20 protein-coding genes are annotated in these 26885 nt (G+C 70.4%); 7 read left to right on the top strand and 13 right to left on the bottom strand.

Features of this window, described 5'->3' with window-relative positions; all coding sequences use genetic code 11:
* Positions 1–65: 65 nt before the first annotated feature.
* Positions 66–1130: an aldose epimerase family protein gene (locus tag AC1PK7_RS05695; RefSeq protein WP_481100139.1), complete on the bottom strand. Its 1065-nt coding sequence runs from the start codon at positions 1128–1130 to the stop codon at positions 66–68.
* A gap of 406 nt (positions 1131–1536) precedes the next feature.
* Here AC1PK7_RS05695 and AC1PK7_RS05690 point away from each other — a divergent pair, with 406 nt between their 5' ends.
* Entirely contained in the window at positions 1537–3093 is a 1557-nt protein-coding gene (locus AC1PK7_RS05690) for an alpha-N-arabinofuranosidase (RefSeq protein ID WP_481100843.1), read from the top strand.
* 250 nt (positions 3094–3343) lie between these two features.
* Here AC1PK7_RS05690 and AC1PK7_RS05685 read toward each other — a convergent pair whose 3' ends face one another.
* The 3 genes from AC1PK7_RS05685 to AC1PK7_RS05675 all read right to left on the bottom strand — a co-directional run bounded on the left by AC1PK7_RS05685 (position 3344) and on the right by AC1PK7_RS05675 (position 7541).
* Entirely contained in the window at positions 3344–3826 is a 483-nt protein-coding gene (locus AC1PK7_RS05685; RefSeq protein WP_481100138.1) for a hypothetical protein, read from the bottom strand.
* A gap of 129 nt (positions 3827–3955) precedes the next feature.
* Positions 3956–6019 (bottom strand): elongation factor G, encoded by a 2064-nt coding sequence (gene fusA, locus AC1PK7_RS05680; protein WP_481100137.1) that lies wholly within the window; start codon positions 6017–6019, stop codon positions 3956–3958.
* Positions 6020–6482: 463 nt separating this feature from the next.
* Positions 6483–7541, bottom strand: coding sequence for a dipeptidase (locus tag AC1PK7_RS05675; protein WP_481100136.1), 1059 nt, complete (start codon positions 7539–7541; stop codon positions 6483–6485).
* A 237-nt stretch (positions 7542–7778) separates the two neighbouring features.
* Here AC1PK7_RS05675 and AC1PK7_RS05670 point away from each other — a divergent pair, with 237 nt between their 5' ends.
* Positions 7779–9044, top strand: coding sequence for a cation:proton antiporter (locus AC1PK7_RS05670; protein ID WP_481100135.1), 1266 nt, complete (start codon positions 7779–7781; stop codon positions 9042–9044).
* 66 nt (positions 9045–9110) lie between these two features.
* On the opposite strand, the gene AC1PK7_RS05665 is transcribed toward AC1PK7_RS05670, so the two are convergent.
* Together AC1PK7_RS05665 and AC1PK7_RS05660 are read right to left on the bottom strand one after the other, a co-directional pair.
* Entirely contained in the window at positions 9111–9830 is a 720-nt protein-coding gene (locus AC1PK7_RS05665) for a hypothetical protein (RefSeq protein WP_481100134.1), read from the bottom strand.
* 92 nt (positions 9831–9922) lie between these two features.
* Entirely contained in the window at positions 9923–10543 is a 621-nt protein-coding gene (locus AC1PK7_RS05660) for a glutathione S-transferase family protein (protein WP_481100133.1), read from the bottom strand.
* Between the two features lie 244 nt (positions 10544–10787).
* Here AC1PK7_RS05660 and AC1PK7_RS05655 point away from each other — a divergent pair, with 244 nt between their 5' ends.
* Positions 10788–13520, top strand: coding sequence for a cellulosome protein (locus AC1PK7_RS05655; RefSeq protein ID WP_481100132.1), 2733 nt, complete (start codon positions 10788–10790; stop codon positions 13518–13520).
* A gap of 66 nt (positions 13521–13586) precedes the next feature.
* Here AC1PK7_RS05655 and yjfF read toward each other — a convergent pair whose 3' ends face one another.
* From yjfF to araD1, 6 genes are all read right to left on the bottom strand, one after another.
* Positions 13587–14612: a galactofuranose ABC transporter, permease protein YjfF gene (gene yjfF / locus AC1PK7_RS05650; protein WP_481100131.1), complete on the bottom strand. Its 1026-nt coding sequence runs from the start codon at positions 14610–14612 to the stop codon at positions 13587–13589.
* Positions 14609–15664 carry an ABC transporter permease gene (locus AC1PK7_RS05645; RefSeq protein WP_481100130.1) on the bottom strand — a complete coding sequence of 352 codons (1056 nt, stop codon included), beginning with the start codon at positions 15662–15664 and terminating at the stop codon, positions 14609–14611. The genes yjfF and AC1PK7_RS05645 overlap by 4 nt, the downstream gene beginning before the upstream one ends.
* Complete coding sequence (locus tag AC1PK7_RS05640; protein WP_420009180.1) at positions 15661–17172, bottom strand: sugar ABC transporter ATP-binding protein; 1512 nt, start codon at positions 17170–17172, stop codon at positions 15661–15663. The genes AC1PK7_RS05645 and AC1PK7_RS05640 overlap by 4 nt, the downstream gene beginning before the upstream one ends.
* 10 nt (positions 17173–17182) lie before the next feature.
* Positions 17183–18175 carry an ABC transporter substrate-binding protein gene (locus AC1PK7_RS05635; RefSeq protein WP_481100129.1) on the bottom strand — a complete coding sequence of 331 codons (993 nt, stop codon included), beginning with the start codon at positions 18173–18175 and terminating at the stop codon, positions 17183–17185.
* 97 nt (positions 18176–18272) lie between these two features.
* Positions 18273–19712, bottom strand: coding sequence for an aldehyde dehydrogenase family protein (locus AC1PK7_RS05630; protein WP_481100128.1), 1440 nt, complete (start codon positions 19710–19712; stop codon positions 18273–18275).
* An 18-nt stretch (positions 19713–19730) separates the two neighbouring features.
* The gene (gene araD1, locus AC1PK7_RS05625) at positions 19731–20738 is read right to left on the bottom strand and encodes an AraD1 family protein (RefSeq protein ID WP_481100127.1); all 1008 of its coding nucleotides are present in this window, start codon (positions 20736–20738) and stop codon (positions 19731–19733) included.
* A 152-nt stretch (positions 20739–20890) separates the two neighbouring features.
* On the opposite strand from araD1, the gene AC1PK7_RS05620 reads away from it, so the two are divergent.
* On the top strand, positions 20891–21862 hold the full coding sequence (locus tag AC1PK7_RS05620; RefSeq protein WP_481100126.1) for a LysR family transcriptional regulator: 972 nt from the start codon (positions 20891–20893) through the stop codon (positions 21860–21862).
* A 180-nt stretch (positions 21863–22042) separates the two neighbouring features.
* Here the strand turns inward: AC1PK7_RS05620 and AC1PK7_RS05615 are convergent, their stop codons facing one another.
* Positions 22043–22840: an SDR family NAD(P)-dependent oxidoreductase gene (locus AC1PK7_RS05615; RefSeq protein ID WP_481100125.1), complete on the bottom strand. Its 798-nt coding sequence runs from the start codon at positions 22838–22840 to the stop codon at positions 22043–22045.
* 174 nt (positions 22841–23014) lie between these two features.
* Here AC1PK7_RS05615 and AC1PK7_RS05610 point away from each other — a divergent pair, with 174 nt between their 5' ends.
* The 3 genes from AC1PK7_RS05610 to AC1PK7_RS05600 all read left to right on the top strand — a co-directional run bounded on the left by AC1PK7_RS05610 (position 23015) and on the right by AC1PK7_RS05600 (position 26636).
* Complete coding sequence (locus AC1PK7_RS05610; RefSeq protein ID WP_481100124.1) at positions 23015–24739, top strand: IlvD/Edd family dehydratase; 1725 nt, start codon at positions 23015–23017, stop codon at positions 24737–24739.
* A 311-nt stretch (positions 24740–25050) separates the two neighbouring features.
* Positions 25051–25575 carry an RNA polymerase sigma factor gene (locus AC1PK7_RS05605; protein ID WP_209029497.1) on the top strand — a complete coding sequence of 175 codons (525 nt, stop codon included), beginning with the start codon at positions 25051–25053 and terminating at the stop codon, positions 25573–25575.
* A gap of 65 nt (positions 25576–25640) precedes the next feature.
* Entirely contained in the window at positions 25641–26636 is a 996-nt protein-coding gene (locus tag AC1PK7_RS05600) for a FecR family protein (RefSeq protein ID WP_481100842.1), read from the top strand.
* The last annotated feature ends 249 nt before the right edge of the window (positions 26637–26885 follow it).

Here is a 26885-nt window from a genome sequence, read left to right as displayed (position 1 = left end):
CCGCGACGGGTGATGCCGGGAACGGCCCGGTCGCGGCTGAAGCCGCTCCTACGACGTCCCACGCATCAACGGCCGCCCTGCTCCGCCAGCGCCGCCTCCACCGCCGCCCACTCCGCGTCGCGGCCAACGTCGGCGAACTGATACACGATGCGGTGCCGATAGACCTGGCCCGGGCGCAGGATGCAATCGGGAAAGCCCGGCTGGTTCGGCGCGTCCGGGTAGCCCTGCGGCTCCAGGCAGATGCCGCGGCCCAGCGCCGGATGCTGCCGGTCCAGGCCCTGGCCTTCGTACAGCTGCACGGCCGGCATCGGGCTGGCGATGCGCATGGCCACGCCGCTGTGCGGCGAATACAGCAGCGCGGTGCAATCGCGGCCCTCGGCCAGCACCAGGCAGTGGTCATAGCCGGTACTGAGCGTCAGTTGCGGATCGGCGGCGATGTCCTTGTCGGCGATGGCCCGCGCGTGGCGGAAATCGAACGGCGTGCCGGCCACCGTGGCGACCTCGCCGCGCGGCAGCAGCGCGGCATCGCCCACCGGCAGGTAACGGTCGGCCGGCACCCGCAGCCACTGCGCCGCGGCGGGCACCGCGGCATCGCCGGCCAGGTTGAAATAGGGATGGTGGGTGAGATTGAGCGGGGTCGGCGCATCGGTCTGCGCGACGAACTCGACGCTCAGGCAGCGGCCATCGACGCGGTAGGTCGCCTCCACCGCGACGTTCCCCGGGTAGCCTTCCTCGCCCGCCGGCGAGTCGTAGCGCAACTGCAACGTGCGTTCGGTCTGCGCCAGCACCGTCCACACCCGCCGACCGAAGCCCAAGGCGCCGCCGTGCAGGTGGTTGGCGCCCTCGTTGGCGGTGACCGCGTAACGACGGCCATCGACGGTGAAGGCCGAGCCGGCGATGCGGTTGCCGAAGCGGCCGACCAGCACGCCCAGGTAGGCCGGGTCGTGCAGGTAGTCCTGCAGCGTCGGCAGCCCCAGCACCAGGTCGGTCTCGCCATGCGCGCCGTGCAGGCGCAGGCTGCGCAACAGGCCGCCGTAGGTCAGCAGTTCGGCACGCAGGCCGTCGCCGCTGTCCAGGACCACGCACTGGATGGCGGTACCGTCGGGAAGATGACCGAAGAGCGAGGACATGCAGGAGCCTGTTCGGTGATGCGCATGCGCGGGGTCCGCAGCATAACCAGCGAGGACGCGGCGCGGCCATCGCTGCGCGAGCAGCGGCTTTGCGCTGTGCGATCGCGCGCACACTCGCGGACCGGGCTGGGCGCGGGGCGGTGCCGCGTATTGCAATTCGGATATGGCGGCAGCGGATTCGGACATTGGTCCGCTCTGCGCGTCTCTCTTATGCTCGGGACAGGGGCAACCGGGGACAGGCGCGGAGCGATGCGTGCCGGGGTTGCGCCACCCGAATGCGGCATCGGTTTGGCGCCACGTCGTGGCCGCCTGCCGGCCGTCGCTTCCACGCGACGCTGGCGACAGCGCCGCCCTACCCGACAAGGAGTTCCCGATGCGTTCGCCCCGTTTCCTGAAGCAGCGTGCGGTGCAGTGGCGGCGGCTGCCGCTGATCGCCGCGACGCTCGGCCTGGTGCTGGCCGCCACGCTGGCGCAGGCCGCCGACGTCGAGGTGCGCGGCACCCTGCATGCCGACCGCCCCGGCGCCGCGGTGTCGCGCCACCTGTTTGGGCAGTTCGCCGAGCACCTGGGCACCGGCATCTACGGCGGCGTCTGGGTCGGCCCGGACTCGAAGATCCCCAACACCCGCGGCTACCGCAACGACGTGGTCGCCGCGCTGAAGGCGCTGGATGTCCCCGACATCCGCTGGCCCGGCGGCTGCTTCGCCGACGAATACCACTGGCGCGACGGCATCGGTCCGCGCAACCAGCGCCCGACCAGCGTCAACACCCACTGGGGCGGCGTGGAGGAACCCAACAGCTTCGGCACCCACGAGTTCATGGATTTCACCGAACTGCTCGGCACGCAGGCCTACGTGGCCGGCAACGTCGGCGACGCGGCGCCGGACGAGATGGCGCAGTGGGTGGAGTACATGACCGCGCCCACGCGCTCGACCCTGGCCGAGCAGCGCCGCCGCAACGGCCGCCAGGCGCCGTGGAAGGTGCCGTTCTTCGGCGTGGGCAACGAGCTGTGGGGCTGCGGCGGCAACATGCGCGCCGAATACGCCGCCGACGTGTTCCGCCGCTACCAGACCTTCGTCAAGGCGCCGGCCGACCAGACGATCATGAAGATCGCACCCGGCCCCAGCGATGCCGACTATCACTGGACCGAGGTGATGATGCGCGAGGCCACCAAGTTCATGGATGGCCTCAGCCTGCACTACTACACCATCCCTGGCGGCTGGCCGCCGCGCGCCTCCTCCACCAGCTTCGACGAGGCGGCCTGGATCGAGACGCTGTCGCGCACACTCCTGATGGACGAGCTGATCGCCAAGCACAGCGCGATCATGGACAAGTACGACCCGGACAAGAAGGTCGCGCTGGTGGTCGACGAATGGGGCACCTGGTACAAGGGCCTGCCCGACGTGAACCCGGGTTTCCTGCGCCAGCAGAACACCTTGCGCGACGCACTGGTGGCCTCGCTCAACCTGGACATCTTCGTCCAGCATGCCGACCGCGTGCGCATGGCCAACATCGCGCAGATGGTCAACGTGCTGCAGGCGATGATCCTCACCGACGGCAACAGGATGCTGCTCACGCCGACCTACCACGTGTTCATGCTGTACAAGCCCTACCAGGACGCGACCGCGCTGCCGCTGCAGATCACGACGCCGGATTACCGGCATGCCGGCTACACGGTGCCGGCGGTGCACGGCTCGGCGGTGCGGGCCAAGGACGGGCACGTGTACGTGGCGCTGACCAATCTGGACCCCAACCGCAGCGCCGACATCGCGGTGCAGGTCGACGGCGTGCAGGCACGCAGCGTCGACGGGCAGATCCTGACCGCCCCGACCATCGATGCACTCAACACCTTCGCCCAGCCGCAGGCGGTGCGCCCGGCCGCGTTCGCAGGTGCCCGCCTGCAAGGCAACACGCTGCAGGTGGCGCTGCCGGCCAAGGCCATCGTGATGCTGAAGCTGAAGTAGCCCCAGGCCGCTGTCGCGCTCCTAGCCCCTCTCCCTCCGGGAGAGGGGTTGGGGTGAGGGTAGGTGCGCGCGGGACATCCACTCCTCCCCCAACTTCATGCCGCCGCTCGCCAGCGCGCTAGGGAGACCTTCCCGCCACCGCTTCCCTCACCTCCCGCACAGTGAGGGGCGCATGCAGCCATCCACACGGCGCCCCAGTGTCTCCTACCAGAGGAATTTGGATTCCCGGGCGGCGTGACACTCCGCGCGCCTAGTCCTCCGGATCGGTCAGCAGCGCGAACAGCGATTGCCCGTCCGGCGCGATCAGGTCGCTGACCGCCCAGCAACCGTTGCCGCGGCGCTGCAGCTCGATCTTGACCGACTGCGCCCGCGCGGCACGACCGCCGAACGCCAAGCGGTAGTCCATGCGCACCTCCACCACGGTGGCCTGCGAACCGCCCGAGACCAGAGTGAAGGTCGGCGCGCCCTGAATGTCGCCGTCCTGCGCGCTGGTCCACGGATCGAAGTCCAGCCGGCACACGCCCTCGCGCGCCGCGCAGCGCTGGTCGGCCTGCAGGGCATGCGCAAAGGATGGCGTCAGCAAGCCGTCCAGGTTCTGCGGCTGCCAGTAGAAATCGCGCGCCTTGTACAGGCGCTCGGCCATCTGCAGCGGCGTCGCGCATGCCGGCGGCTGCGCCGCGGCGAGCGCCGGCGACAGGGCAAGCAGGGTCAGGAGGGCAAGACGGCGATGCATGGGTGGCTCCGGCGATCGGGGCCGGCTATGAAGCCCGGATCGCGGCGCCAACGCAAGCGCGGACAAAAAAAGAGGAGCCGGCGAACCGGCTCCTCGTCCTCCTGCCGCATCGCCAGCAGGCGATCCGGCTCACGCAGCCTTGACCGGCGCATAGCCATCGAAGGTCATGCTCGCCGATGCGCGTCCCTGGGTCAGCGAACGCAATGCGGTGGTATAGGCCTGCAGCTGCGCCAGCGGCGCCTGCGCGACCACCTCGGCACGGAAGCCGCGCTCTTCGATCGCCACGACGCGTCCCTCGCGCCGCTGCAGATCGCCGAGCACATCGCCGACGCTGTTGGCCGGCGTATCGATCGCCACCGCCATCACCGGCTCCAGCAGTTGCGTGCCGACCTGCGCCAGCGCCGCCTTCACCGCGTCGGACGCCGCGCGCTGGAACGCCAGGTCCGACGAATCCACCGCATGCGCCTGGCCATCGACCAGCACCACCTCCACGCCGACCACCGGGTGGCCGAGCGGGCCTTGCGCCAGCGCCGCACGCGCACCCTTCTCGGTGGCGGCAACGAACGCCTTCGGCACCACGCCACCGCGGCTGCGGTCGACGAAGGTGACTGCACCGTCCGCGCGCGGCAGCACATCCAGCACCACCTGCGCGAACTGGCCCTGGCCGCCGTTCTGCTTGGACAGCCGCGCCGCCACGCCCAGCGCAGCCGCGCGCGGCGTTTCCTGGTAGGCCACGCGCGGCGCGCCGGTGCGCACGTCCACGTGCCACTCGCTGCGCAATCGCTCGACCATCACCTCCAGGTGCAGTTCGCCCATGCCCCAGATCACCGCTTCACCGGTCTCCGGATCGCTGTCGACGAGGAAGGACGGATCCTCTTGCGCCAACCGCGCCAGGCCCTGGCCCAGCCGCACCAGTTCGGTCGCGCTGGCCGCGCCGAGCCGCCACGCCAGCACCGGCGGCTGCGTGCGAATGCGTTCCAGTACCCACCGCGCCTGCACGCCGCTGAGCGTCTCGCCGCTGACCGCATCCTTCCAGCCGAGCACGGCGACGATCTCGCCGGCCTGGGCCTGCTCCACGTCGTGGGTGCGCTGCGCCTGCACCACCGCCAGCCGGCCGACCCGGCGCGGCCGTCGCGCATGCGAGGTCCACACCGTGTCGCCGACGCGCAAGGTGCCCGAATACACGCGCACGAACGCCAGCGGCCCCTGCGCGGTATGCGCGAACTTGAACACCAGCGCCGCCAGCGGACCGGACGGATCCGGCGCCAGCAAGGTCTCGTGCCCGTCTTCGGCACCGGCATCGGTGTCCGCATCCGCGCGGGCGACGACCGGCGGGCGGTCCAGCGGCGACGGCAACCAGTCGACGATCGCGTCCAGCAACGGTTCGATGCCCTTGCGCTTGAACGCCGAGCCGGCCAGCACCGGCACGCCGGCGCCGGCCAGGGTGGCCCGGCGCAAGGCAGCGCGCAGCAATCCGGCGTCGATCGCGCGTTCCTCGAGATAGGCCTGCGCCAGCGCCTCGTCGTGCTCGGCCACCGCGGCGATCAACTGCTCGCGTGCATTCGCGAACGTGGCGTCCTCCTCGGTGTTCCAGGCGCGCGTGTGCAGTTGCCCCGCGTCGTCCCAGGTCAGCAGGCGGCCGCCGACCAGATCGCTCCAGCCGGCGAAACCTGAGTCGCCGGGCAACGGCACGCCGACCGGCCACACCGTCGCGTCGAGCTTGCTGCGCAACTGCGCCAGCACGCCGTCGAACGAGGCGCCGGCGCGGTCCATCTTGTTGACGAAGGCGAGCATCGGCACGGCGTGGCGACGCGCCTGCCGCCACACGGTCTCCGACTGCGGCTGCACGCCGTCGACCGCGGAAAACACCGCGACCGCGCCGTCGAGCACGCGCAGCGAACGTTCCACCTCGATCGCGAAATCGATGTGCCCGGGGGTGTCGATCAGGGTCAGGCGATGCGCCGGCTGCCCGGCTGGCGCCCACTGCGCCTGCACCGCAGCCGCGCCGATGGTGATGCCGCGGGCGCGCTCGATGTCGGAGAAATCGGTGGTGGCGGCGCCATCGTGGACTTCGCCGATGCGATGGATCGCGCCGGTGGCCCACAGCAGGCGTTCGGTGAGGGTGGTCTTGCCGGCGTCGATGTGGGCGATGATGCCGAGATTGCGCCAGCGGGAAAGGGTGTGCGTGTTCATGAGATAGGTTCCGCATTGCCAACACGGGGGGCGCCGCATGCCCCGTTGGCGAGGCGGGCATGCGGCTAGGTTTCGGGTTCGGCGGCGTAGTGCATGGCACGTTCTCCTTGGCGTGTCGGAACGGTGGAACAGCGAAAAACAGGCAATAAAAAAGCACCCATCGGGTGCTTGTCTGCGGCGGATCGGCGATGGCCGGCGTTAGCGCACGGCGTCGACCACTCCTTCAGGCAGGCGCACCCGGCCTGCGCTGACGCGCAGGGCGTTGGGCAATATCAGCAGCGGTGCGTGGGCCATGGCGGCAGGACGTTCGGGTGCGAATGGGAGCGACAAGTCTGAACCTGCGCGAGATCGCGGTCAATGCGCGCGCTGCAGCGCTGCTGGAACGGTCGGGAACGCTGCGTGGAACGACGGCATGGCGTCACGCGAGACAAGCGCAAGCGCGCCAATGCGTCATTCCGTAGTGTCAGGCGACCCAGATCTCGCCGAACACCCGTTCGAAATTCGCTCCCAGCACCTTTTCGGCGACCCGGGCACCGTAGCCCTGGCGCAGCAGCGCGTCGGCAACGCGTTCGAGCTTGCGGGGGGTGTTGGCGTCGGGCAGGTACGGCAGCCGGTTCTCCCCTGGCGCGCCGATGCCGTCGCGGCGCCGCTGGACCAGGTCCGCGGCGAACGCGCGCCGGTCCTGCTCCGTGGCAGGGAAGAACAGCGAATCGGTACCGATGCCGACATGGTCCTCGCCGCACACGTCCAGCGCGTGCAGCAGGTGGCGCAGGTAGTCGGCCAGTTGCGGCTGACGGCCCTCGTCGGTCAGGAACGGCAGCATGTACACGCCCATCACCCCACCCTTGTCGGCGAGTGCGCGCAGTTCGGCGTCGCGCTTGTTGCGCGGATGCGCGAACACCGCGGCGCAACCGGCATGGGTGACGACCGGCGGGCGCTGCGACAAGGCGATGCCGTCGCGGGTGGTCTGCAGGTTGGAATGGCTGAGATCCAGCGCCACCCCGAGCCGGTTCATGCGTGCGATGGCGTCGCGGCCGAGCGCGGTGACGCCGCCGGTGTCGCCATCCAGGCAGCCCACGCCGAAGGGCGTGGTGCGGTTGTAGGTCAGTTGCATGACCCGCACCCCGAGCTGGCGGAACAGTTCGATACGCGCGGGCTTGTCCCCCAGCATCGCCGCCGACTCGAAGGAAAAAATCAACGCCACACGGCCGTCGCGCTTGGCGCGGCGCAGGTCGGCCGGCTGCAGCACTTTCAGGAAGTGCTGCGGATAGCGGTCGACCAGCGCCTGCGCGGCGGCGATGTCCTGCACGGCGGTCTCGAAGTCGCCGGCCGCACCGCCCAGCGTGGTCTTGAGCGCCGACACGCCGGAGTCGTGCAACTGCTGCAGCAGTTGCGGCACATCCGGGCCATCGAACACCTGCCCGATCGAGGCCAGCGCGTTGGCGTCGAGCACCAGCGCACGCCGATACAGCGCATCGGCATCGCTCGCACTGGCAGCGCCTGCGATGGCGGCCCCAGGCATCAAACCGGCTACTGCGCCTGCGGCAACCGCGCCCAGGCAATGGCGCCGCGTCCATCCCGTGCTCATCGCTTCGTCCTCCGGTGCGTCCTGCGGTGTCGGCCTGCGCGCGTACCAGGCACGCGGCGCGCGAGGCACCATACCGCAAACGCGCCCCGCCCCACCACGTGACGCGGCGCGCGCATGGATTTCGCGGCGCCGGCCTCCTATCATCCGCCGACACTTCCAGGACGGCCGCCCATGACCACCCCGCAGATGTCGGTGTACTTCTTCCTGCAGGCGGCGGTGATCCTGCTGGTGTGCCGCCTGGTCGGCCTGCTGGCCAGGCGCCTGGGCCAGCCGCAGGTGGTCGGCGAGATGATCGCCGGCGTCGCGCTGGGCCCATCGCTGTTCGGTGCGCTGCTGCCGGACCTGCAGCAGGCACTGTTTCCCAAGCCGACCCTGGACATGCTGTACGTGGCCGCGCAGTTCGGCGTGGGCCTGTACATGTTCCTGGTCGGCACCGATTTCCGTGGCGACCACTTCCGCACGCGCTACCGCAGCGCGATGGGCGTGTCGCTGGCCGGCATCGCCGTGCCGTTCGTGCTGGCGTTCGTGCTGGCGCCGTGGCTGCTGCACGTGCCGGGGCTGTTCTCGGCCAAGGCCAAGCTGCTGGAGGCGTCGCTGTTCCTGGGCGCGGCCATCGCCATCACCGCATTCCCGATGCTGGCGCGGATCATCCACGAGCGCGGTCTCACCAACAGTCCGCTGGGCACCCTGGCGCTGACCGCCGGTGCGGTCGACGACGCCGCGGCCTGGTGCATCCTGGCGGTGGTGCTGGCCAGCTTCGGCGGCAGTTGGGGCAGCGCCTATCTGGCGATCGGCGGCGGCGTGGGCTACGCGCTATTCATGCTGCTGGTCGGCCGCCACTGGCTGCGCCGCCTGGCCGACCACGTGCGCTCCGACCAGCCGCTGAGCGCCGGCGTGCTGGCGGTGGTGCTGATGCTGTTCTGCCTCAGCGCCTGGGCGATGGACGCGATCGGCATCCACGCGGTGTTCGGCGGCTTCCTGCTCGGCGCCTGCCTGCCCAAGGGCGCGCTGACCGAGAAGCTGCGCGAGCAGTTGCAACCGTTCGTGGTGGTGTTCCTGCTGCCGATGTTCTTCACCTTCTCCGGGCTCAAGACCGAGCTGAGCGTGCTGCTGGACCCGCAGATCCTGCTGGCCGCCGGCGCGGTCCTGCTGGCCTCGTTCCTGGGCAAGGGCATCGCCTGCTGGGCCGCGGCGCGGATCAGCGGCGAGAACAACCGCAATGCGATGGCGATCGGCGCGCTGATGAACGCGCGCGGGCTGATGGAGCTGATCATCATCAACATCGGCCTGCAGGCCGGGGTGATCGAGCAGGGCCTGTTCTCGATCCTGGTGCTGATGGCCATCACCTCCACGCTGATGGCCACGCCGCTGTTCAACTGGGTGATGCGCCGCGCGGGCGGCGATGCACTGCCGGCAGTGGCGGGCGGACGCCCCTGACACCACGCAGGCGTTCGAAGACGGCAGCGCCGATCCCCGCACACGGATGCGGGCAGAAACCCGCGGTCACAGCGGCGTCAGCCGCCACAGTCCATAGGGATTGGCGAACAGGTCGCCGGGCTGGAACTGGCTGCTCGGCTCGGCCTGGAGCCGGTAGCGCGGCGCGTCCGCCGCGACCGAGAAGGTATGGCCGACGCGCACGTCGGGCGCTTCGTTGAACAGGTAGCAGGTGAAGGTGTGCAGCAGGCCGACCGGGTCGGGCGCCGCCTGCGCCGCGACGATCGCGTCCTTCATGCCGAACTGGTGCATGCCGCAGGAATGCACCTGCTCGCCGGTGATGTTCAGTACATAGGCGCGATGGGCACTACCTTGCGACAGAGTCATGCACAGCTGCCGCCAAGCGGCCGGGCTGTGGGCGACGCCGCTGCTTTCGACCTTCACTCCCAGGCCGCCGGCATCCAGCACTGCCGCGGCCGCGCGCATCATCGCCTCCGCGCGCACCCGCGAGCCGCCGGCACCGATCAGGTAGACGACCGATGCGTGCGTCCCGATGCGCGCCATGTCCGCGGAGCCGCGCCAGTGTGGTCCGGCGGCGGCGAACGCGTCCATCATGCGTGCGTCGTGCGGTTCGTATTGCAGTTCGCACGCCTGGCCGCTGTCCATGTGCATCAGCACCTGCCCGGCGAACAGGTAGCCACCGCTGTCCTGGACGATGCGCGCGAGCAGCTCGGACCGATCCAGCCATGGGCCGGGAATGCACAGCACGATCTTGGGAGGCTCGATCAAGGGAGGCGGCTCCTTGCCGTCAGTGGAATCGCACACGCAAGAACAGCGCACGCGCATGGCCGCCGACGACGCGCCGGCCGTGCGCGCCGCACTCAGGTCAGCGCCGTCATCACGCCCTTGCGGTAGGCCGGGCGCTGCTGCAGGCGCTGGTACCAGGCATGCAGGTGCGGCAGCGCCGGGCGTTCGATCGGCATCTCGAACCAGGCATAGGCGAAGCTGCCCAGCGGAATGTCGCCCATCGCGAAGTGCTCGCCCGACAGCCATGGCTGCTGCGCCAGCGCGGCATCGGCGGTACGCAACAATTCGGCAGATTGTTCCAGCGCGGCGGCGATCCTGCCCGCATCGCGCTGTTCGGGCGCGGTGCGCAGCACGCCCCAGAACAGGTCGCGGAAGGCACCGGCGAAGCGCGAGGTGGTCCAGTCCATCCATTTGTCGCCGTGCGCGCGCAGCACCGGATCCTGCGGGTACAGCGTGCCAGGCGCGTAGCGCGCGGCCAGGTAGCGCACGATGGCGTTGGATTCCCACAGCGCCAGGCCATCGTCCTCGATCGCCGGCACCAGGCCGTTGGGATTGAGCGCGCGATAGGCCGGTGCGTCGTTGCCGCCGAACGCGCCGCCGACCTCGATGGAGGTGTAGGCCAGGCCGATCTCCTCGGCGCACCACAGCACCTTGCGGACGTTGCTCGAGTTGTGGCGGCCCCAGATGGTCAGCATGTCGGCACTCCGCTTGCGGTTGCCGAATTCTACGCCCGCACGCTGCGCCAGCGCCCGACGCGGCATGCGCCGCTACGCCATCGCGGTCGGCGGCGTGCGCAGCGCACCATTCCAGTTTGCGTATCGCGTGGCCGATTTACGTGATTGGTCGGCGCTGGACGGCTGCCCTATCCTGCCGCCAAGGCCTGGCAGCCGGTGTTGCTGTGCCCTGCCGGACGTATCGCTCCCTACCGACCTCCCGCCCATGCGCGCATTCGACCGTTCTCCCGCCTCGCGGCTGCTGGCCTGCTGCCTGGCCACCTGCGCCGGCACCGCGATCGCCGCCGATCGCCTCACCGTCGACCTGGGGCAGGACACCGGCCCGTTCCACGGCGGCGCGTCCGGCAGTCTCTACGGCCTCTACGACGCGCGCCTGCCGTCCCCGAACCTGGTCGAGGGCATCGGCCTGCGTAGCGTGGCGACCAAGGCGCAGGACGGGCTGCAGCATCCCGGCGCCGATGCGCTGGAGGTGATCCGTTCCATCGCTAGCGGCTCCGGTGGCGATACCTACATCTACATGACCGATATCCACCGCGGTTTCCCCTACCGCTGGACGCAGGGCGACTGCGCGCAGTCGGTGGCGCACTACCTGGACGAGATCGCGCGCCAGGTCGAACAGGTCAAGGCGCTGCCCGCGCAGTACCGCCGACACGTGGTGTTCGTGCCGTTCAACGAACCCGAAGGCAACATGTTCGCCAAGGCCGCCGCACCCGGACAGGCGGGTCCGGACAGTTGCAACGGCGTGGATTGGCGCAGCGACCCGAGCGCCTATTTCGACGCGTGGGACCGTGCATGGCGACGCATCCGCGCCATCCTGCCGGACGCGCGCATCGCCGGCCCCAACACCAGCATCCTGTACGACCAGGACAAGGGTTTCCTGCTCCATGCGCTGCGCGCGGGCACCCTGCCGGACGTGGTCACCTGGCACGAGCTGACCAATCCCGCGTCGCTGACGCGCAGCGTGGCCCGCTTCCGCGGCTGGGAGCAGGAACTGTTCGCCGGCACCGCGCTGGCCGGCCGGCACCTGCCGATCAACATCGACGAATACGCGTTCAACTACCACACTTCGGTGCCGGGGCAGATCGTGCAGTGGGCGGCGGCGATCGAAGCGGCGAAGGTCGATGCCGATCTGGCGTACTGGAACATCGACGGCAACCTGAGCGACTCGGCCGTCCAGGCCAATCGCGGCAACGGCCAGTGGTGGCTGCTGAACGCCTATGCCGCGATGCGCGGCATGCGCACCGTGGCGGTCACGCCACCGCATCCTGGGCAGGACGACAGCCTGCAAGCGGTGGCCGCGTTCGACCAGCAGCAGACGCAGGCACGGGTCCTGTTCGGCGGCGGCAGTGGGCCCGCCACGCTGTCCTTGACCCACGTTCCCCATGCCAGCTTCGGCGCGCAGGCCCGCGTGGTGGTGCACGAAATCCCCTGGACCGGACAGCTCGGCGACGCCGCTGCGCCGCGCCTGCTCGCGGACGTGCAGGTGCCGGTCGTCGCGGACGGCATCGATCTGCAGTTCGGCCAGGGCGCGTTGCCGGCGCTGGCGGCCGAATCGGCCTACAGCCTGGTGGTCATGCCCGGCACGCACGGCGGCCCCGCGGGCACGCCGCCACTGCGCTGGCAGCGGCAGTACGAAGCCGAGGACGCCGCGCACCACGGCAGCGGCTATGAACGGCATGGCCCGGAAGGCTCGCCGCAGGCGCTCGATCGCTTCTTCACCTCCGGCCGCTACGCCGTCGGCGGATTCGCCAGCGCGCGCGACGTGCGCCTGGACTTCCCCATCGAGGTGCCGCAGGACGGCGTGTACGATCTGCGCATCCTCGCCAACAGTTTCAATCAGGATCCGCTGGTCGCCGCACTCGGGCCGACCAACGTCTTCGTGCGCATCGACGGGGACGCGGCCAGCGAACGCGAGGTGATGCTGCCGCTCGGCTACAAGCCGGTGGTGTGGGACCACGCCGACCTGCGCATCGCACTGCGCGCGGGCCGCCATGTGCTCGGCATCGCCAGCGCGAGCGCGGACGGGCGCCGGCATACGCACGGCAATGCGCTGATCGATCGCATCGGCCTGTCCTTGCCCGACCCCGCCAGCGACACGCAGGTCTACGAAGCCGAACTCGCCAGACTGGAGGGCGGCGCGCAGGCGCGCTACGACCGCGACGACGTCTCCGGCGCCGGCGCGGTGGCGCTGCCGGCCGGCGCCACCGCCACCTTCTGGGTGTATGCGCCGCAGGCAGGATTGACGCCGCTGTCGCTGGATCTGGCCACGCCCGGCGCGCTGTCGCTCGCCGTCAACGGCCACCCGCTGCAGGCGCCTGCGCAGCGCGTGTTCCTGATGGGCGGGATCAACAAGATCGTGGTCGGCGGCAGCGCCGAGCGCCCGCTGCTGGATCGCCTGCGTGTAGGGCCCGGCGCCGTGCTCGGCCCGCGCTACGAAGCCGAACAGGCGACGCTCGCCGGCAGCACGCAGCGCACCAAGGCCACGCTCGCCAGCGGCGGCGAGGCGGTCACCGGCATCGGCGGGGAGCCCGGCAACGGCAATACGCTCACCTTCGACTCGGTCGCGGTCGCGCGCACCGGTTCGTACATGCTCACCCTGCGCTACGCCAACGACGAGCAGTCGAAGGCGAGCCATTACAACCCCGATCCGCTGGCGCGCATCGGGCGCATCCGCGTCAACGGGTCGGCGCCGATACTGGCGAGCTTCCCGCACAGCTTCCACCGCAACAACTGGTGGGAACTGAGCGTGCCGATCGAACTGCACGTCGGGCGCAATCGCATCCAGATCTCCGGCGAAGAGGTGCCGGACGCCGACGGCATCCACTACATCTCGCAGCGCGCGCCCGACATCCTGCTGCGCTCGCGGTACGCACCGGACATCGACTGGATCGCGGTCACCCCGCTGCAGGACGACACCGCGGCGTTGGCGCCCCGCTAGCGGGTGCCGACGCCGGCAACCCAGGCGCGCACGCGCGGGCGCGCTGGCGCCACGCGGCGACCTGGGTCAGGCAACCGCATCCGCCGCCGGCAGGCGCCGGGTCAGCAACCGCTGCAGCAGGCAGAACAGCAGCAACAGGCCGCCGATCACGATGCGTGTCCACCACGAACTGAGGGTGCCGTCGAACACGATCAGGGTCTGGATCGCGCCCAGGATCAGCACGCCGAACAGCGTGCCGATCACGTAGCCGCTGCCGCCGGCGAGCAGGGTGCCGCCGATCACCACCGCGGCGATGGCGTCCAGCTCCAGACCCTGCGCATGCAGGCTGTAGCCGGACAGCATGTAGAACGTGCACACCACCCCGGCCAGCGCCGAGCAGAAGCCGCTGAAGGCGTAGACGCGGACCTGGGTCGCCTCCACCGGCAGGCCCATCAGCCTCGCCGATGCCTCGCTGCCGCCGAGCGCGTACACGCAGCGGCCGAAGCGGGTGCACTGGGTCAGCCACATGCCCAGCGCCACCATCGCCAGCGCGATCAACGCACCGACCGACAGCGACGCGTCGCCGCCCAGCGGCAGCCGCGCCTGCGCGATCGCGGTGTACAGCGGGTCGGTGATCGGGATCGAATCGACGCTGATCAGGTAACTGGCGCCGCGCGCCAGGAACATGCCGGCCAGGGTCACCACGAACGGCTGCAGGCGGTAGCGCTGGATCAGCAGGCCCATGAACGCACCGAAGACGCTGCCGAGCAGCAGCACCAGCGGGATCGCCGCCAGCGGCGACCAGCCGTGGCGCTCGACCAGCGATGCCGACAGCACGGTGGTGAACGCCAGCACCGCGCCTACCGACAGGTCGATGCCGCCGCTGAGGATCACCAGGCTCATGCCCACCGCGGCGATGCACAGGAAGGCATTGTCGATCAGCAGATTGGCCAGCACCTGCGGCGCCAGGAAGCCGTCGTAGAGCACCCCGCCGGCCGCGAGCATGGCCACAAACAGCGCCACCGTGATCGCCAGCGGCAGGCGCGCGCCCTGCAGCATGCCCGCCGCCTTGCGCAGGCCGGACCCAACCAGGCGTGGAGCCGCCGCGCTCATGGCCGCACCTGCGGCGGCGGCCGCCGGATCCAGCCGCGCAGGTTGGCGCGGAAGCGCGGCGATTGCAGCAGCATCACCGCGAACACCAGCAACGCCTTGATCAGCATGGTCACCTGCGCCGGCACGCCGAAGGCGTAGATGGTCGCGGTCAGGGTCTGGATGATCAGCGCGCCGATCACGCTGCCGGCCAGGCTGAAGCGGCCGCCATCGAGCAGCGTGCCGCCGAGGGTGACCGCGAGGATCGCGTCCAGCTCCATCAGTTGCCCGGCGTTGTTGGCGTCGGCGCTCTTGACGTTGGAACTGATCAGCAACCCGGCCAGGCCGGCGCTGAACGCGCAGAACACGTATAGCAGCACCGCGATCAGCCGCGCGCGCACGCCCGCCACCCGCGCCGCGCGCGGGTTGTGGCCGATCGCGCGCACGAACAGCCCCAGCGCGGTGCGCCCCAGCAGCAGTTGCAAGGCCGCGAACACCGCCGCGACCACGAACAGCGCGAACGGCAGACCGAGCAGGAAGCCGTTGCCCAGATAGAAATACGGCGGGTAGTAGATGGTCAGGATCTGCCCGTCGCCGATCAGCTGCGCGATGCCGCGCCCGGCCACCATCAGGATCAGCGTGGCGATGATCGGCTGCATGCCGACCTTGACCACCAGCAGCCCGTTCCACAGCCCGCACAGCGCCGCCACCAGCAGCGGTGCCAGCAGCACCGCCCACAGCGGGAAGCGGCTGTGTTCGCCGCCGCCGATCATCCATGCCGCCACCGTCGCGGCGATCGCCACCACCGCGCCGACCGAGATGTCCAGGCCGCGTACCGCGATCACCAGGGTCATGCCCATCGCCACCAGCGCCAGCGGCGCGGCGCGGTTGCCGATGTCGACCAGGTTGCCGTACAGGTGGCCGTCGCGCCATTGCAGGCTCAGGAAGCCCGGATCGAACAGGCCGTTGCCGAGCAGCAACACGGCCAGCGTCGCCAGCGGCCAGAACAGCGGGTGCGTGCGCACCCGTGCCGGCCAGCGCGCCACGGTGGTCTCGGGAGCGGCGGCGGCGCTCATGCCGCGCTCCCGGCGATCAGCTCGAAGATCGCGCGCTCGCCGCAGCCGCCCGGCAATTCGCCGACCAGGCGGCGTTCGCGCAACACCGCGATGCGGTCGGCGATGCGCGCGAGTTCGGCGACCTCGGCGGAGATGAACAGCACCGCCATGCCCTCGCGGGCCAGGGCCAGGATCCGGGTCATGATCTCCTGCTTGGCGGCGATGTCGATGCCGCGGGTGGGTTCGTCCAGGATCAGCAGCCGCGGCCGCGTCGCCAGCCAGCGCGCAAGCACCACCTTCTGCTGATTGCCGCCGGACAGCAGCCCCACCGGCGTCTCCAGGCTGGCGGTCTTGATGCCCAGCACGTCCACGTAGCCCTGCGCGATGCGCAGTTGCTCGGCCGGCGCCAGGAACCGGCGCAGGCCCATGCGCGCCTGCAAGGCCAGCACGATGTTCTCGCGCACCGACAGTTCGGCGACGATGCCCTCGGTCTTGCGTTCTTCCGGGCACAGCCCCAGGCCGTGGGCGATCGCGTCGGGCGGGCCGCGCAGCGCCACCTCGCGGCCGTCGATCGCCACGCGGCCGCGATCGGCACGATCCAGCCCGAACAGCAACCGCGCCAGTTCGGTGCGGCCGGCGCCGAGCAGGCCGGCCAGGCCCAGCACCTGGCCTTGGCGCAGGTGCAGGTCGACCGGCTGCAACTGGCCGCGCCGGCCCAGGCCCTGCGCCTGCAGCAGCGGCGCCGCGTCCTCGGACGCGGCCGCGCGCACCGCGGCGGCCGCGGCGCTGGCTGGGTCGAGCGCGCGCCCGACCATCGCCGCGACCAGTTGCGGCGCCGGCAATGCCGCCGGCGTGTATTCGCCGACCAGGCGGCCGTTGCGCAGCACGCTGATGCGGTCGGCCACCGCGTAGACCTGGTCCAGGAAATGGGTGACGAACAGGATCGCCATGCCGCCATCGCGCAGCGCGCGCATCACCCGGAACAGTTCGGCCACCTCGCCTTCGTCGAGGCTGGAAGTGGGTTCGTCGAGGATCAGCACCCGCGCCGACACGCCGACCGCGCGCGCGATCGCCACCATCTGCTGCACCGCCACCGGATAGCTGCCCAGCGCGCGCCGCACGTCGATGGCGATGCCCAAACGCTGCAGGCCGGCTTCGGCCTCGCGCTCGACCCGGCGCCAGTCGATGCGCCGCAGCCAGCCGCGCAGCGGGTAGCGGCCGGCGAACAGGTTCTCGGCCACCGACAGGTTCGGGCACAGATTCACTTCCTGGTACACGGTGCTGATGCCCAGCCGTTGCGCCTGCTGCGGCGACGCCGGCGCGACCGCCACACCGTCCAGCGCGATGCGCCCGGCGTCGGCGGCGGTCACGCCGGTGAGCAGCTTGATCAGCGTCGACTTGCCGGCGCCGTTCTGGCCCATCAACGCGTGGATCTCGCCGCCGCGCAGGCGCAGCGCCACGTCCTCCAGCGCGGCCACGCCGGCATAGGCCTTGCTCAGTCCCTGCGCCTCCAGCACCAGCGGATGCATGCGCGCGGCCTCAGTACTTGCGCTTGGGCAGTTCGGCCGCGGCCTGGTCCTGGGTGTACACCGACTCCTCCACCACGATGCGCTTGGGTAGCGGCTTGCCCGCCTTGAGGTCGCGGATGGCCTGCACCAGCTGCTGGCCCAGCAGCGGATTGCATTCGACGGTGACGTTGAGCTTGCCGGCCTGCATCGCCTCGAATGCGCCCTTCACCCCGTCCACCGAGATCACCAGGATGTCCTTGCCCGGCTTCAGGCCGGCTTCCTCGATCGCCTGGATCGCCCCGATCGCCATGTCGTCGTTGTGCGCGTAGAGCACGTCGATGTTGCGCCCCTCCGACTTCAAGAACGCCTCCATCACTTCCTTGCCCTTGGCGCGGGTGAAGTCGCCGCTCTGCGAGCGCACGATCTGGAAGCGCGGATGCGCCGCCAGGATCTCCTTGAAGCCCTTCATGCGATCGATCGCCGGCGCCGAGCCGACCGTGCCCTGCAGTTCGACGATGCGCACCGGCTTGTCGCCGTCCTTCAGCGGCGAGCGCTCGACCAGCCAGCGCGCCGCCTTGCGCCCTTCCTCGACGAAATCCGAGCCGATCAGGGTCACGTACAGGCTGTCGTCGGACACCTTCACCGCGCGGTCGGTCAGCACCACGGGGATCTTCGCGGCCTTGGCCTCGCGCAGCACCGTCTCCCAGCCCGACTCCACCACCGGCGAAAACGCGATCACGTCCACGCGCTGGGCGATGAACGAGCGCAGCGCCTTGATCTGGTTCTCCTGCTTCTGCTGCGCGTCGGAGAACTTCAGCGTCATGCCGGCATCGGCCACGGCCTGCTTGATCGACGCGGTATTGGCGGTGCGCCATTCGCTCTCGGCGCCGACCTGGCTGAAACCGACGGTGAGTTGCCCGTGCGCCTTGCCGGCATCCTTGCCGCCGCCGGAACACGCGGCCAGCGCCATCCCCAGCAGTGCCGCGATTCCCAGCGCCCGCATTCCCGACGTGTGCTTCTGCATAGCCCCTCCTCGTTGATGGCACGCTGGCGGCGGACGGGCCCGGAGGCCGCGCCTCGCCGCCCACCCTCCCAGGCCGGCGTGCGCTGATTCGATCAGTTCATGGTGCGGATGTGTAAGCCGTCTTGACCGTGGTGTAGAACTCCACCGCATACCGGCCCTGCTCGCGCGGGCCGTAGCTGGACGCCTTGCGTCCACCGAACGGGACATGCGGGTCGACGCCTGCGGTGGGCAGGTTGACCATCACCATGCCCGCCTGCGCGTGCCGCTTGAAATGCGTTGCGTGCTTCAGCGAGCGGGTGGCGATGCCGGCGCACAGGCCGAACTCGGTGTCGTTGGCCAAGGCCAGTGCGTGCTCGTAGTCGTCGGCCACCAGCACCGCCGCGACCGGGCCGAACACTTCCTCGCGGGCGATGCGATGCTGCGGCTGCGCCGCGACCAGCGCCGGGCGCAGGTAGTAGCCGCGGTGCGCGCACTCCAGCGCCTCGCCGCCGTAGAGCAGTTCGGCGCCTTCCTCACGGGCGATGCGCAGGTAGTCGCGGTCCTGTTCGAACTGGCTGGCGCTGGCGACCGGGCCGATGTCCACGCCCGGCTCCAGCGCATGGCCGATCTTCAGCGCAGCCAGGCGCGTGCGCACGCGCGCGACGAAGTCGTCGTGCACCGCGCGTTCGACGATCAGCCGACTCGACGCGGTGCAGCGCTGGCCAGTGGAGAAGTAGGCGCCGTTGACCGCGATCTCCACCGCCAGGTCCAGGTCGGCATCGGCCAGCACCGCCAGCGGGTTCTTGCCGCCCATCTCCAACTGGATCTTCAGCCCGCGCTCGGCGGCCTGCTTGAGCAAACGGTTGCCGGTGGGCACCGAGCCGGTGAAGCTCAGCGCATCGATGCCGCGCTCGCCGACCAGCGCCTGGCCGACCGTGCTGCCGCTGCCGAGCACCAGGTTGAACGCGCCGTCGGGCAGGCCGGCGCGGCTGAGGATCTCGGCCAGCGCCCAGGCGCAGCCGGGCACGATCTCCGCCGGCTTGAACACCACGGTGTTGCCGTAGGCCAGCGCCGGCGCGATCTTCCACGCCGGGATCGCCAGCGGGAAATTCCACGGCGCGATGATGCCGACCGTGCCGACCGGCTCGCGGGTGATCTCGACGTTGACCCCGGGCCGGGTGGAGGCCAGCGTCTCGCCGGGAATGCGCAGGGCCTCGCCGGCGAAGAACTTGAAGATCTGCCCGGCGCGCGCCGCCTCGCCGATGCTCTCCGGCAAGGTCTTGCCCTCTTCCGATGCCAGCAGCGCGCCCAGTTCCTGCTTGCGCGCCAGGATCTCGCTGCCGACCGCGTCCAGCGCGTCGGCGCGCTGCTGCGGGGTGCTCGCGGCCCACGCCGACTGCGCCGCGTTGGCCGCGGCGATCGCCTCGCGCACCGTGGCCGCGTCGAGGCTGCCGGCTTCGCCGACCGGTGCCGACAGGTCGGACGGATTCTCGTCGGGGGCGAGCTCGTCGCCGGCCACCCAGCGGCCGTCGATGTAGCTCTGGAAACGTCGGGTCATGCCTACCTCCGTGCGGTTCTACAGCGCGCGCACGCCGCCCAGGGCGAATCCGCTGTCGACGCGCTGCAAGGGATTGACCAGCGCCGCACCGAACTCGGCCAGTTCGATCTCGAAGCGGTCGCCGGGCTGCGCCTGCACGCCGTCGGCAAAGCTCAGCGTGGCGGTGCCGAAGAAATGCAGGTGCACGTCGCCGGGCACGCGGTGCGCGGCGTACTTGAAATGGTGGTATTCGAGATTGGCCAGCGAATGGCACATGTTGGCCTCGCCGGTGACGAAGGGCTTCTCCCAGATCACCGCGTCGCCGCGGCGGATGCGGCTGTGCCCGCGCAGGTCGCGCGGCAACGCGCCGCAGCGCAGTTCCGGGCCGACCGCGCAGGCACGCAGCTTGGAATGGGCCAGGTACAGGTAGTTCTGGCGCTCGGTGATGTGGTCGGAGAACTCGTTGCCCAGCGCGAAGCCGAGCCGGTACGGCACGCCGTCGGCGCCGATCACGTACAGCCCGACCAGTTCCGGCTCCTCGCCGCCATCCAGGGCGAAGTCCGGCGACGGCAGCGGCGCGCCCGGCGCGACCAGGCTGCTGCCGTCGCCCTTGTAGAACCATTCCGGCTGCGCGCCGGGCTGACCGTCGCGCGGGATGCCGCCGTCCACGCCGAGCTGGAAGATCTTCATCGAATCGGTGAGCGTGCCCTGCGCCGCCTGCTGCTGCAGGTTCTGGTGCATGGCGTCGCGGGTGGCGGCGCTGCCCAGGTGGGTCAGGCCGGTGCCGGTGACGCGGCAATGCGCCGGGTCCGGATGGGTCAGCGGCGGCAGCACCCGGCCGGCGGCCAGCAGCGCGGCGTAATCGAGTACGCGCTCGCCGCGCAGGTGCTGCGCCTGCGCCTCCAGGCTGTTGCCCGCGGCCAGCGCGGCGTTGGCCAGCGCGTAGGTGGACGCCACCTCGCGCAACAGCCGCACCTGGCGGCCATCGTCTTCCACCACGCCGACGCCGGGGGTGCCGGCGTCATCGAGCAACTGGATCAATCGCATGAATCGGTCGCCTGTCGGAATGCGGACGCGCAGCGGGCGACGCGGGACACGCGCGGCGCGATGCGCCCGACCTATTCTGGCGGGACGACATATATGCAACAAATATCGGTTTTGGCTTAACGTATACGAACATTCATATCGCTCTGAGCGCCATGCCCGCTGCCCCGCCCTGGTTCGTCCGCGCCCGCCTGAAGACCCGGCAATTGATGCTGCTGCTGGCGATCGAGGAGGAAGGCAACATCCACCGCGCCGCCGAGACCTTGAACATGTCGCAGCCGGCCGCCTCCAAGCTGCTCAAGGACCTGGAGGACATGCTGGCGGTGCCGCTGTTCGAGCGCCTGCCGCGCGGCATGCGCGCCACCTGGTACGGCGAGGCGATGATCCGCCACGCGCGCATCGCCCTGGCCAGCCTCGGCGAGGCCGGCGCGGAGATCGAGGCGCTGAAGGCCGGCTATGCCGGCAGCGTCGGCGTCGGCGCGATCGCCGGCCCGGCGATGAGCTTGCTGCCGTCGGCGCTGGCCCAGGTCGGCGCGCAGCATCCGCTGCTGCGGGTGAGCCTGCGCGTGGACGGCAGCGACGTGCTGCTGGAGCAACTGGCGCAGAACAAGCTGGACATCGTGGTGGCGCGGCTGTTCGCGCGGCACGACAAGCGCCATCTGCACTACCAGGCGCTGGCCGAGGAAAAGGTCTGCGCCATCGCCCGCCCCGGCCATCCGCTGCTGGCGGGGCCGGTGCCGACGCTGGCGGTGCTGGCCGAGACGCCGTGGATCGTGCCGCCGGACGGCAGCGTGCTGCGCCATCGATTCGAACTGATGTTCCAGAACGCCGGGCTGGAGGCGCCCAAGCGGGTGATCGAGACCTCGGCGCTGGTAGTGCTGCCGCAGTTGCTGCGGCATGGCGACGCGCTGGCGGTGGTCCCGGAGGACGTGGCCCGGCATTTCGCAGACCACGGCAGCGTGGCGATCGTGCCGGTGGCGCTGTCCTGCCGCATGGACGCCTTCGGCCTGATCACCCGCCGCGACTGGCTGCTGTCGCCGGGCGCGCGGATCGTGCTGCAGGCGCTGCAGGAGGCGGCGACCACGGTCTACGGCGTCGCCGCACCGTCGCTGTCGACGGACGACTGATTGCGTCTGCCATAGGAGCGGCGTCAGCCGCGACGCGCAATGCGTGACGCACCTGCCACTGCCAGGGGCAGCCGATCGCGTCGGGACTGAAGTCCCTCCCACAACGCATAGCACCACATGCGCACTGCTTTTGTAGGAGCGGCTTCAGCCGCGACGCGCGAAGCCCGAATCCCCAACCACTCAGGTCCAGCCGCCGTCCACCACGAACTCCTGGGCGGTGATCGCGCGCGCCTCGTCCGAGGCCAGGAACAGCGCCATGCGCGCGATGTCCTCCGGCATCACCTTGTCCGGCAGGCACTGGTTGCGCGCCAGTTCGCGCTCGCCGGCCTCGTCCAGCCACAGGGTGACCTGGCGTTCGGTCATCACCCAGCCCGGGGTCAGCACGTTGATGCGGATCCGCGACGCGCCCAGGTCGCGCGCCAGGCCGCGGGTGAGGCCGTTCACCGAGGACTTGGCGGTGGCGTACACCGGGTAGCCGCCGGTCTTGCTCTGCCAGCCGGTGGAGCCGAGGTTGACGATGGAACCGCCGCCCAGCCGCTGCATGCCCGGCACCACCGCCTGGATGGCGAAGAACGCGGCACGCTGGTTGATCGACACGCAGCGCTCCCAGTACTCCGGGGTCACCGCGTCGAGCGCGTGGCGGTCGTCGCTGCCGACGTTGTTGAGCAGCACGTGGAAGTCGCCCAGCTCGGCCGCCGCGTCGCCGATCGCCGCCTGCAGCGCGGCCACGTCGGTGACGTCGCAGCGACGCCACCACGGCGCGGTCAGGCCGGACGCGGCCAGCCGCTCGGCCAGCGCGGCGCTGGCCTCGGCCGCGACGTCGACGAAGGCCACCTGCGCGCCCTGCGCGGCGAAGGCCTCCACCAGCGCGGCGCCGATGCCGGAGCCGCCGCCGGTGATGAAGACGCGGCGCCCGTGCAGGCTGCCGTAGGTTGCGTTGCCGAGGGAGGAAGGCGCTGCGCTTGCCGAGTTGTCCATGCCGTTTCGCTCTAGGTGGATAGGATTTCGATATATGAAAACAAATATCCATTCGGAGATATTTGCTATTTTTCACGTATCAATATGCCCGCTAGCATCCCCGGCGTAAAGCATCCGGGGGCGGCTTGCGCACAAGGCGGATCCCGGCGTCCTGGACTCGAGGAATCCGCCGACATGGGCTCACCCAGCAAACCGCCGCGCCGCAGCCAGGCGTGGTTCGGGCGCGAAGGCAAGCAGGGCTTCTACTACCGCAGCTGGCTCAAGAGCGCCGGCCATCCGCACGACGTGTTCGATGGCCGCCCGGTGATCGGCATCTGCAATACCTGGTCGGAACTGACCCCGTGCAACGGCCACCTGCGCGAACTGGCCGAACACGTCAAACGCGGCGTGTACGAGGCCGGCGGGTTTCCGCTGGAGTTTCCGGTGATGTCGCTGGGCGAGACGCAGATGCGCCCCACCGCGATGCTGTTCCGCAACCTGGCCAGCATGGACGTGGAGGAATCGATCCGCGCCAATCCGCTGGATGGCGTGGTGCTGCTGATGGGCTGCGACAAGACCACCCCGTCCTTGCTGATGGGCGCGGCCAGCGTGGACCTGCCGACCATCGGCGTGTCCGGCGGGCCGTCGCTGTCGGGCAACTGGCGCGGGCAACCGCTGGGCTCGGGCACCGGCGTGATCGAAATGTCGGAGATGGTCCGCGCCGGCACCCTGAGTCAGGACGACTTCGTCGAGGCCGAGGCCTGCATGCAGCGCTCCAAGGGCAGCTGCATGACCATGGGCACCGCCTCGACCATGGCCAGCATGGTCGAGGCGCTGGGCATGTCGCTGCCGGAGAACGCGGCGATCCCGGCGGTGGACGCGCGCCGCGCGCGGCTGGCGCGGCTCAGCGGGCGGCGCATCGTGCAGATGGTGGAAGAGGATCTGCGCATGTCGCAGATCCTCACCGCCGACGCCTTCGCCAATGCGATCAAGGTCAATGCGGCGATCGGCGGCTCCACCAACGCGGTGCTGCACCTGCTCGCCCTGGCCGGCCGCGTGGGCGTGCCGCTGCAGTTGGATGATTGGGACCGGCTCGGCTCGCGGCTGCCGTGCCTGGTCAACCTCAAACCGTCCGGCCAGTACCTGATGGAAGACTTCTACTATGCCGGCGGGCTGCCGGCGGTGATGCGCGAACTCGGCGGCGAACTGGCGCTGGACGCGCGCACCGTCAACGGCCGCACCCTGGGCGAGAACGTGGCGCAGGCGCCGTGCTGGAACCGCGAGGTGATCCACCCGCTGGACGCGCCGGTGCGCGCGGAGGCCGGCATCGCCGTGCTGCGCGGCAACCTGGCGCCGGACGGCGCGGTGATCAAGCCGTCGGCCGCCTCGCCGCACCTGCTGCGGCACCGCGGGCGCGCGGTGGTGTTCGAGAGCATCGAGGACTTCAAGGCGCGTATCGACGACGAGGCGCTGGACATCGACGCCGACTGCATCATGGTGCTCAAGCATTGCGGCCCGCGCGGCTACCCGGGCATGGCCGAGGTCGGCAACATGCCCCTGCCGCCGAAGCTCCTGCGCGCCGGCGTCACCGACATGGTGCGCATCTCCGACGCGCGCATGAGCGGCACCGCCTACGGCACCGTGGTGCTGCACGCCTCGCCCGAGGCCGCCGCCGGCGGCACCCTGGCGCTGGTGCGCGACGGCGACATCATCGAACTCGACGTCCCCGGCCGCGCACTGCACCTGGAAGTCAGCGACGAGGAACTGCTGCGCCGACGCAGCGAATGGACCGCGCCGCCGGCACCGACGCGCGGCTGGAGCAAGCTCTACGTGGAGCACGTGCAGCAGGCGCACCTGGGCGCCGACCTGGACTTCCTGGTCGGCAGCAGCGGCGACGCGGTGGCGCGCGATTCGCATTAGTGGGTCGCTGCCAGATGCATCCACCATGCTTTCGTAGGAGCGGCTTCAGCCGCGACAGGCGCTAACGGTAGAGCCCATCGCGGCTGAAGCCGCTCCTACAGCAAGCCCGCCGTGTGCACTGTGGGAGGGACTTCAGTCCCGACGCATTGCGCCACCAGAAAGCGCACCGCTTCGCGCGTCGCCACTGCATGACAGGCGACTCCCACAGGAAGGGCGAACACCGCCTGTTCCCCGCACATCGCCCCCCACGTCACCGAACCGTCATCTGCAGCTTCTAGCCTGCCCGGCACCCCAGGGACAAGGCAGGCGCGGTGGCGGCTCACCCCAAACGCACATGGGCGCGCATGTTCGCCGAACACGGCCCGGTGCTGCGCGGCTTCTTCGTGCGCCGCGGCGCACGCGAGGACGCCGAGGACATGGTGCAGGAGACCTATCTGCGGTTGCTGCGCGCGCATCGGCAACAGGGCGAGGCCATCGCCAATCCCGAAGCCTATCTGTACACGGTCGCGCAGAACCTGGCGCGCGAACAGGCCGCGCGTCGCCGCCAGGCGCCGCTGCGCATCGACGAGATGGAACAGTTCTCGCAATTGCTGGCGGCGGGAGACGACGTGGAAGACAGCGCACACCGCCGGCAGCGCCAGCAGCAGTTGCAGGCCCTGCTCGCCGACCTGCCCGCGCGCACCCGTGCGGTGCTGGTGATGCAATACCGCGACGGGCTGAGCTACAAGCAGATCGCCGAACGCATGGGCGTGTCGCCGCACATGGTCAAGAAACACGTGGTGCGCGGCCTGTCGGCCTGCCGACGCGCGCTGGCCGACAGCGGAGACCGCTGGTGAACGACAGCGCCTTCTCCTCGCGCAGCGCCATCGCCGATGCCGCACACTGGCATGCCTTGCAACGCATGCAGCCACTGGATGCGCAACAGGAACAGCAGTTGCTGGACTGGCTGACCGCCTCGCCGCAGCACCTGCGCGAGTATCTGGCGATGCAGCGCGTGGCCGGCGACCTCGGCGAGGCGCTGCGCGGCATGGACCTGGACGTGGACGCCTTGCTCGCCAGCGACGCCGCCGATGGTGCCGCGAGCGGCAACGTGATCGTCCTGCCCGTGCCGCGGCGCGCGCCAGCGGCAGCACCGGTGCGCGCGGCGCGCGCCCACGCCGCATCGCGCTGGCGCCTGGCCGCGGCCGCCGCGGTCTGCGCGATGGCGGTCCTGGTCGGCTGGGCCTGGCCGCGCACCCAGACCTACCGCACCGCGCTCGGCGAACAGCGCAGCGTGCAACTGGCCGATGGCAGCGTGGTGCGGCTCAACGCGCAGACCCGGGTGCGCGCCACACTGACCCCGTGGAGTCGCACGCTGCAGTTGCTGCAGGGCCAGGCCAGCTTCGTGGTTGCGGCCGACCGCCGCCCGCTGCAGGTGCAGGCCGGCGGCCTGCGCGTGCAGGACATCGGCACCACCTTCGACATCGCACTGCACCCCGACCAGGCACGTATCGAGGTGTCGTCCGGACGCGTGCAGGTGTGGCGCGAGGATCGGCCGCAGCAGCCGATGCTGGCCGATCTCGGTGCCGGCCAGAGCGCACGCATCGACACCACAGACGGCCGGGTCGAACTGGGCAACGAGGATGTCGCCGCCATGCACGCGTGGTGGCAACACCGCATCGTGTTCCGCGACGAACCGCTGGCCAATGTCGCCGAGGATTTCAACCGGCTCAACCGCACCCGCCTGCTGATCGACGATGCCGATGCCGGGGCCATGCGGCTGACCGGCAACCTGCGCGGCGACGACGTCGCCGCATTGCGCGCCTTCCTCGATGCGCAGCCGACATTGCAGGTGCGCACCAGCGTCGACGGCATCCACGTGCGCAGCCGCACGCCCTCGTCGGCGCGCCTACAGTAGCCGGGCCAAGCGCGTCGCACGCGATGCGCGACGCACGCGTCGTCCAGCTCAGGGTCGGTACGCCGTGCGTGCCATCAACACGTCACACGCATCGTGCACGCGCATCCGTGCGCGCACGCGACGCCAGCACGCCCGTCACGTGTCACAGAAAATTCATCGAAAAACGGTGCCCGATCTTCGTCGTCGCGCCTCGTAGTTCGGGGACAGCGCAGGCAAACGCCCATGGGCGATGCCGCGCGCACCACCACC

The organism is Xanthomonas sp. NCPPB 3174, assembly GCF_056725205.1.
The sequence above is the reverse complement of the archived record's forward strand: the minus strand, read 5'-3'. Positions and strand labels throughout refer to the sequence as shown.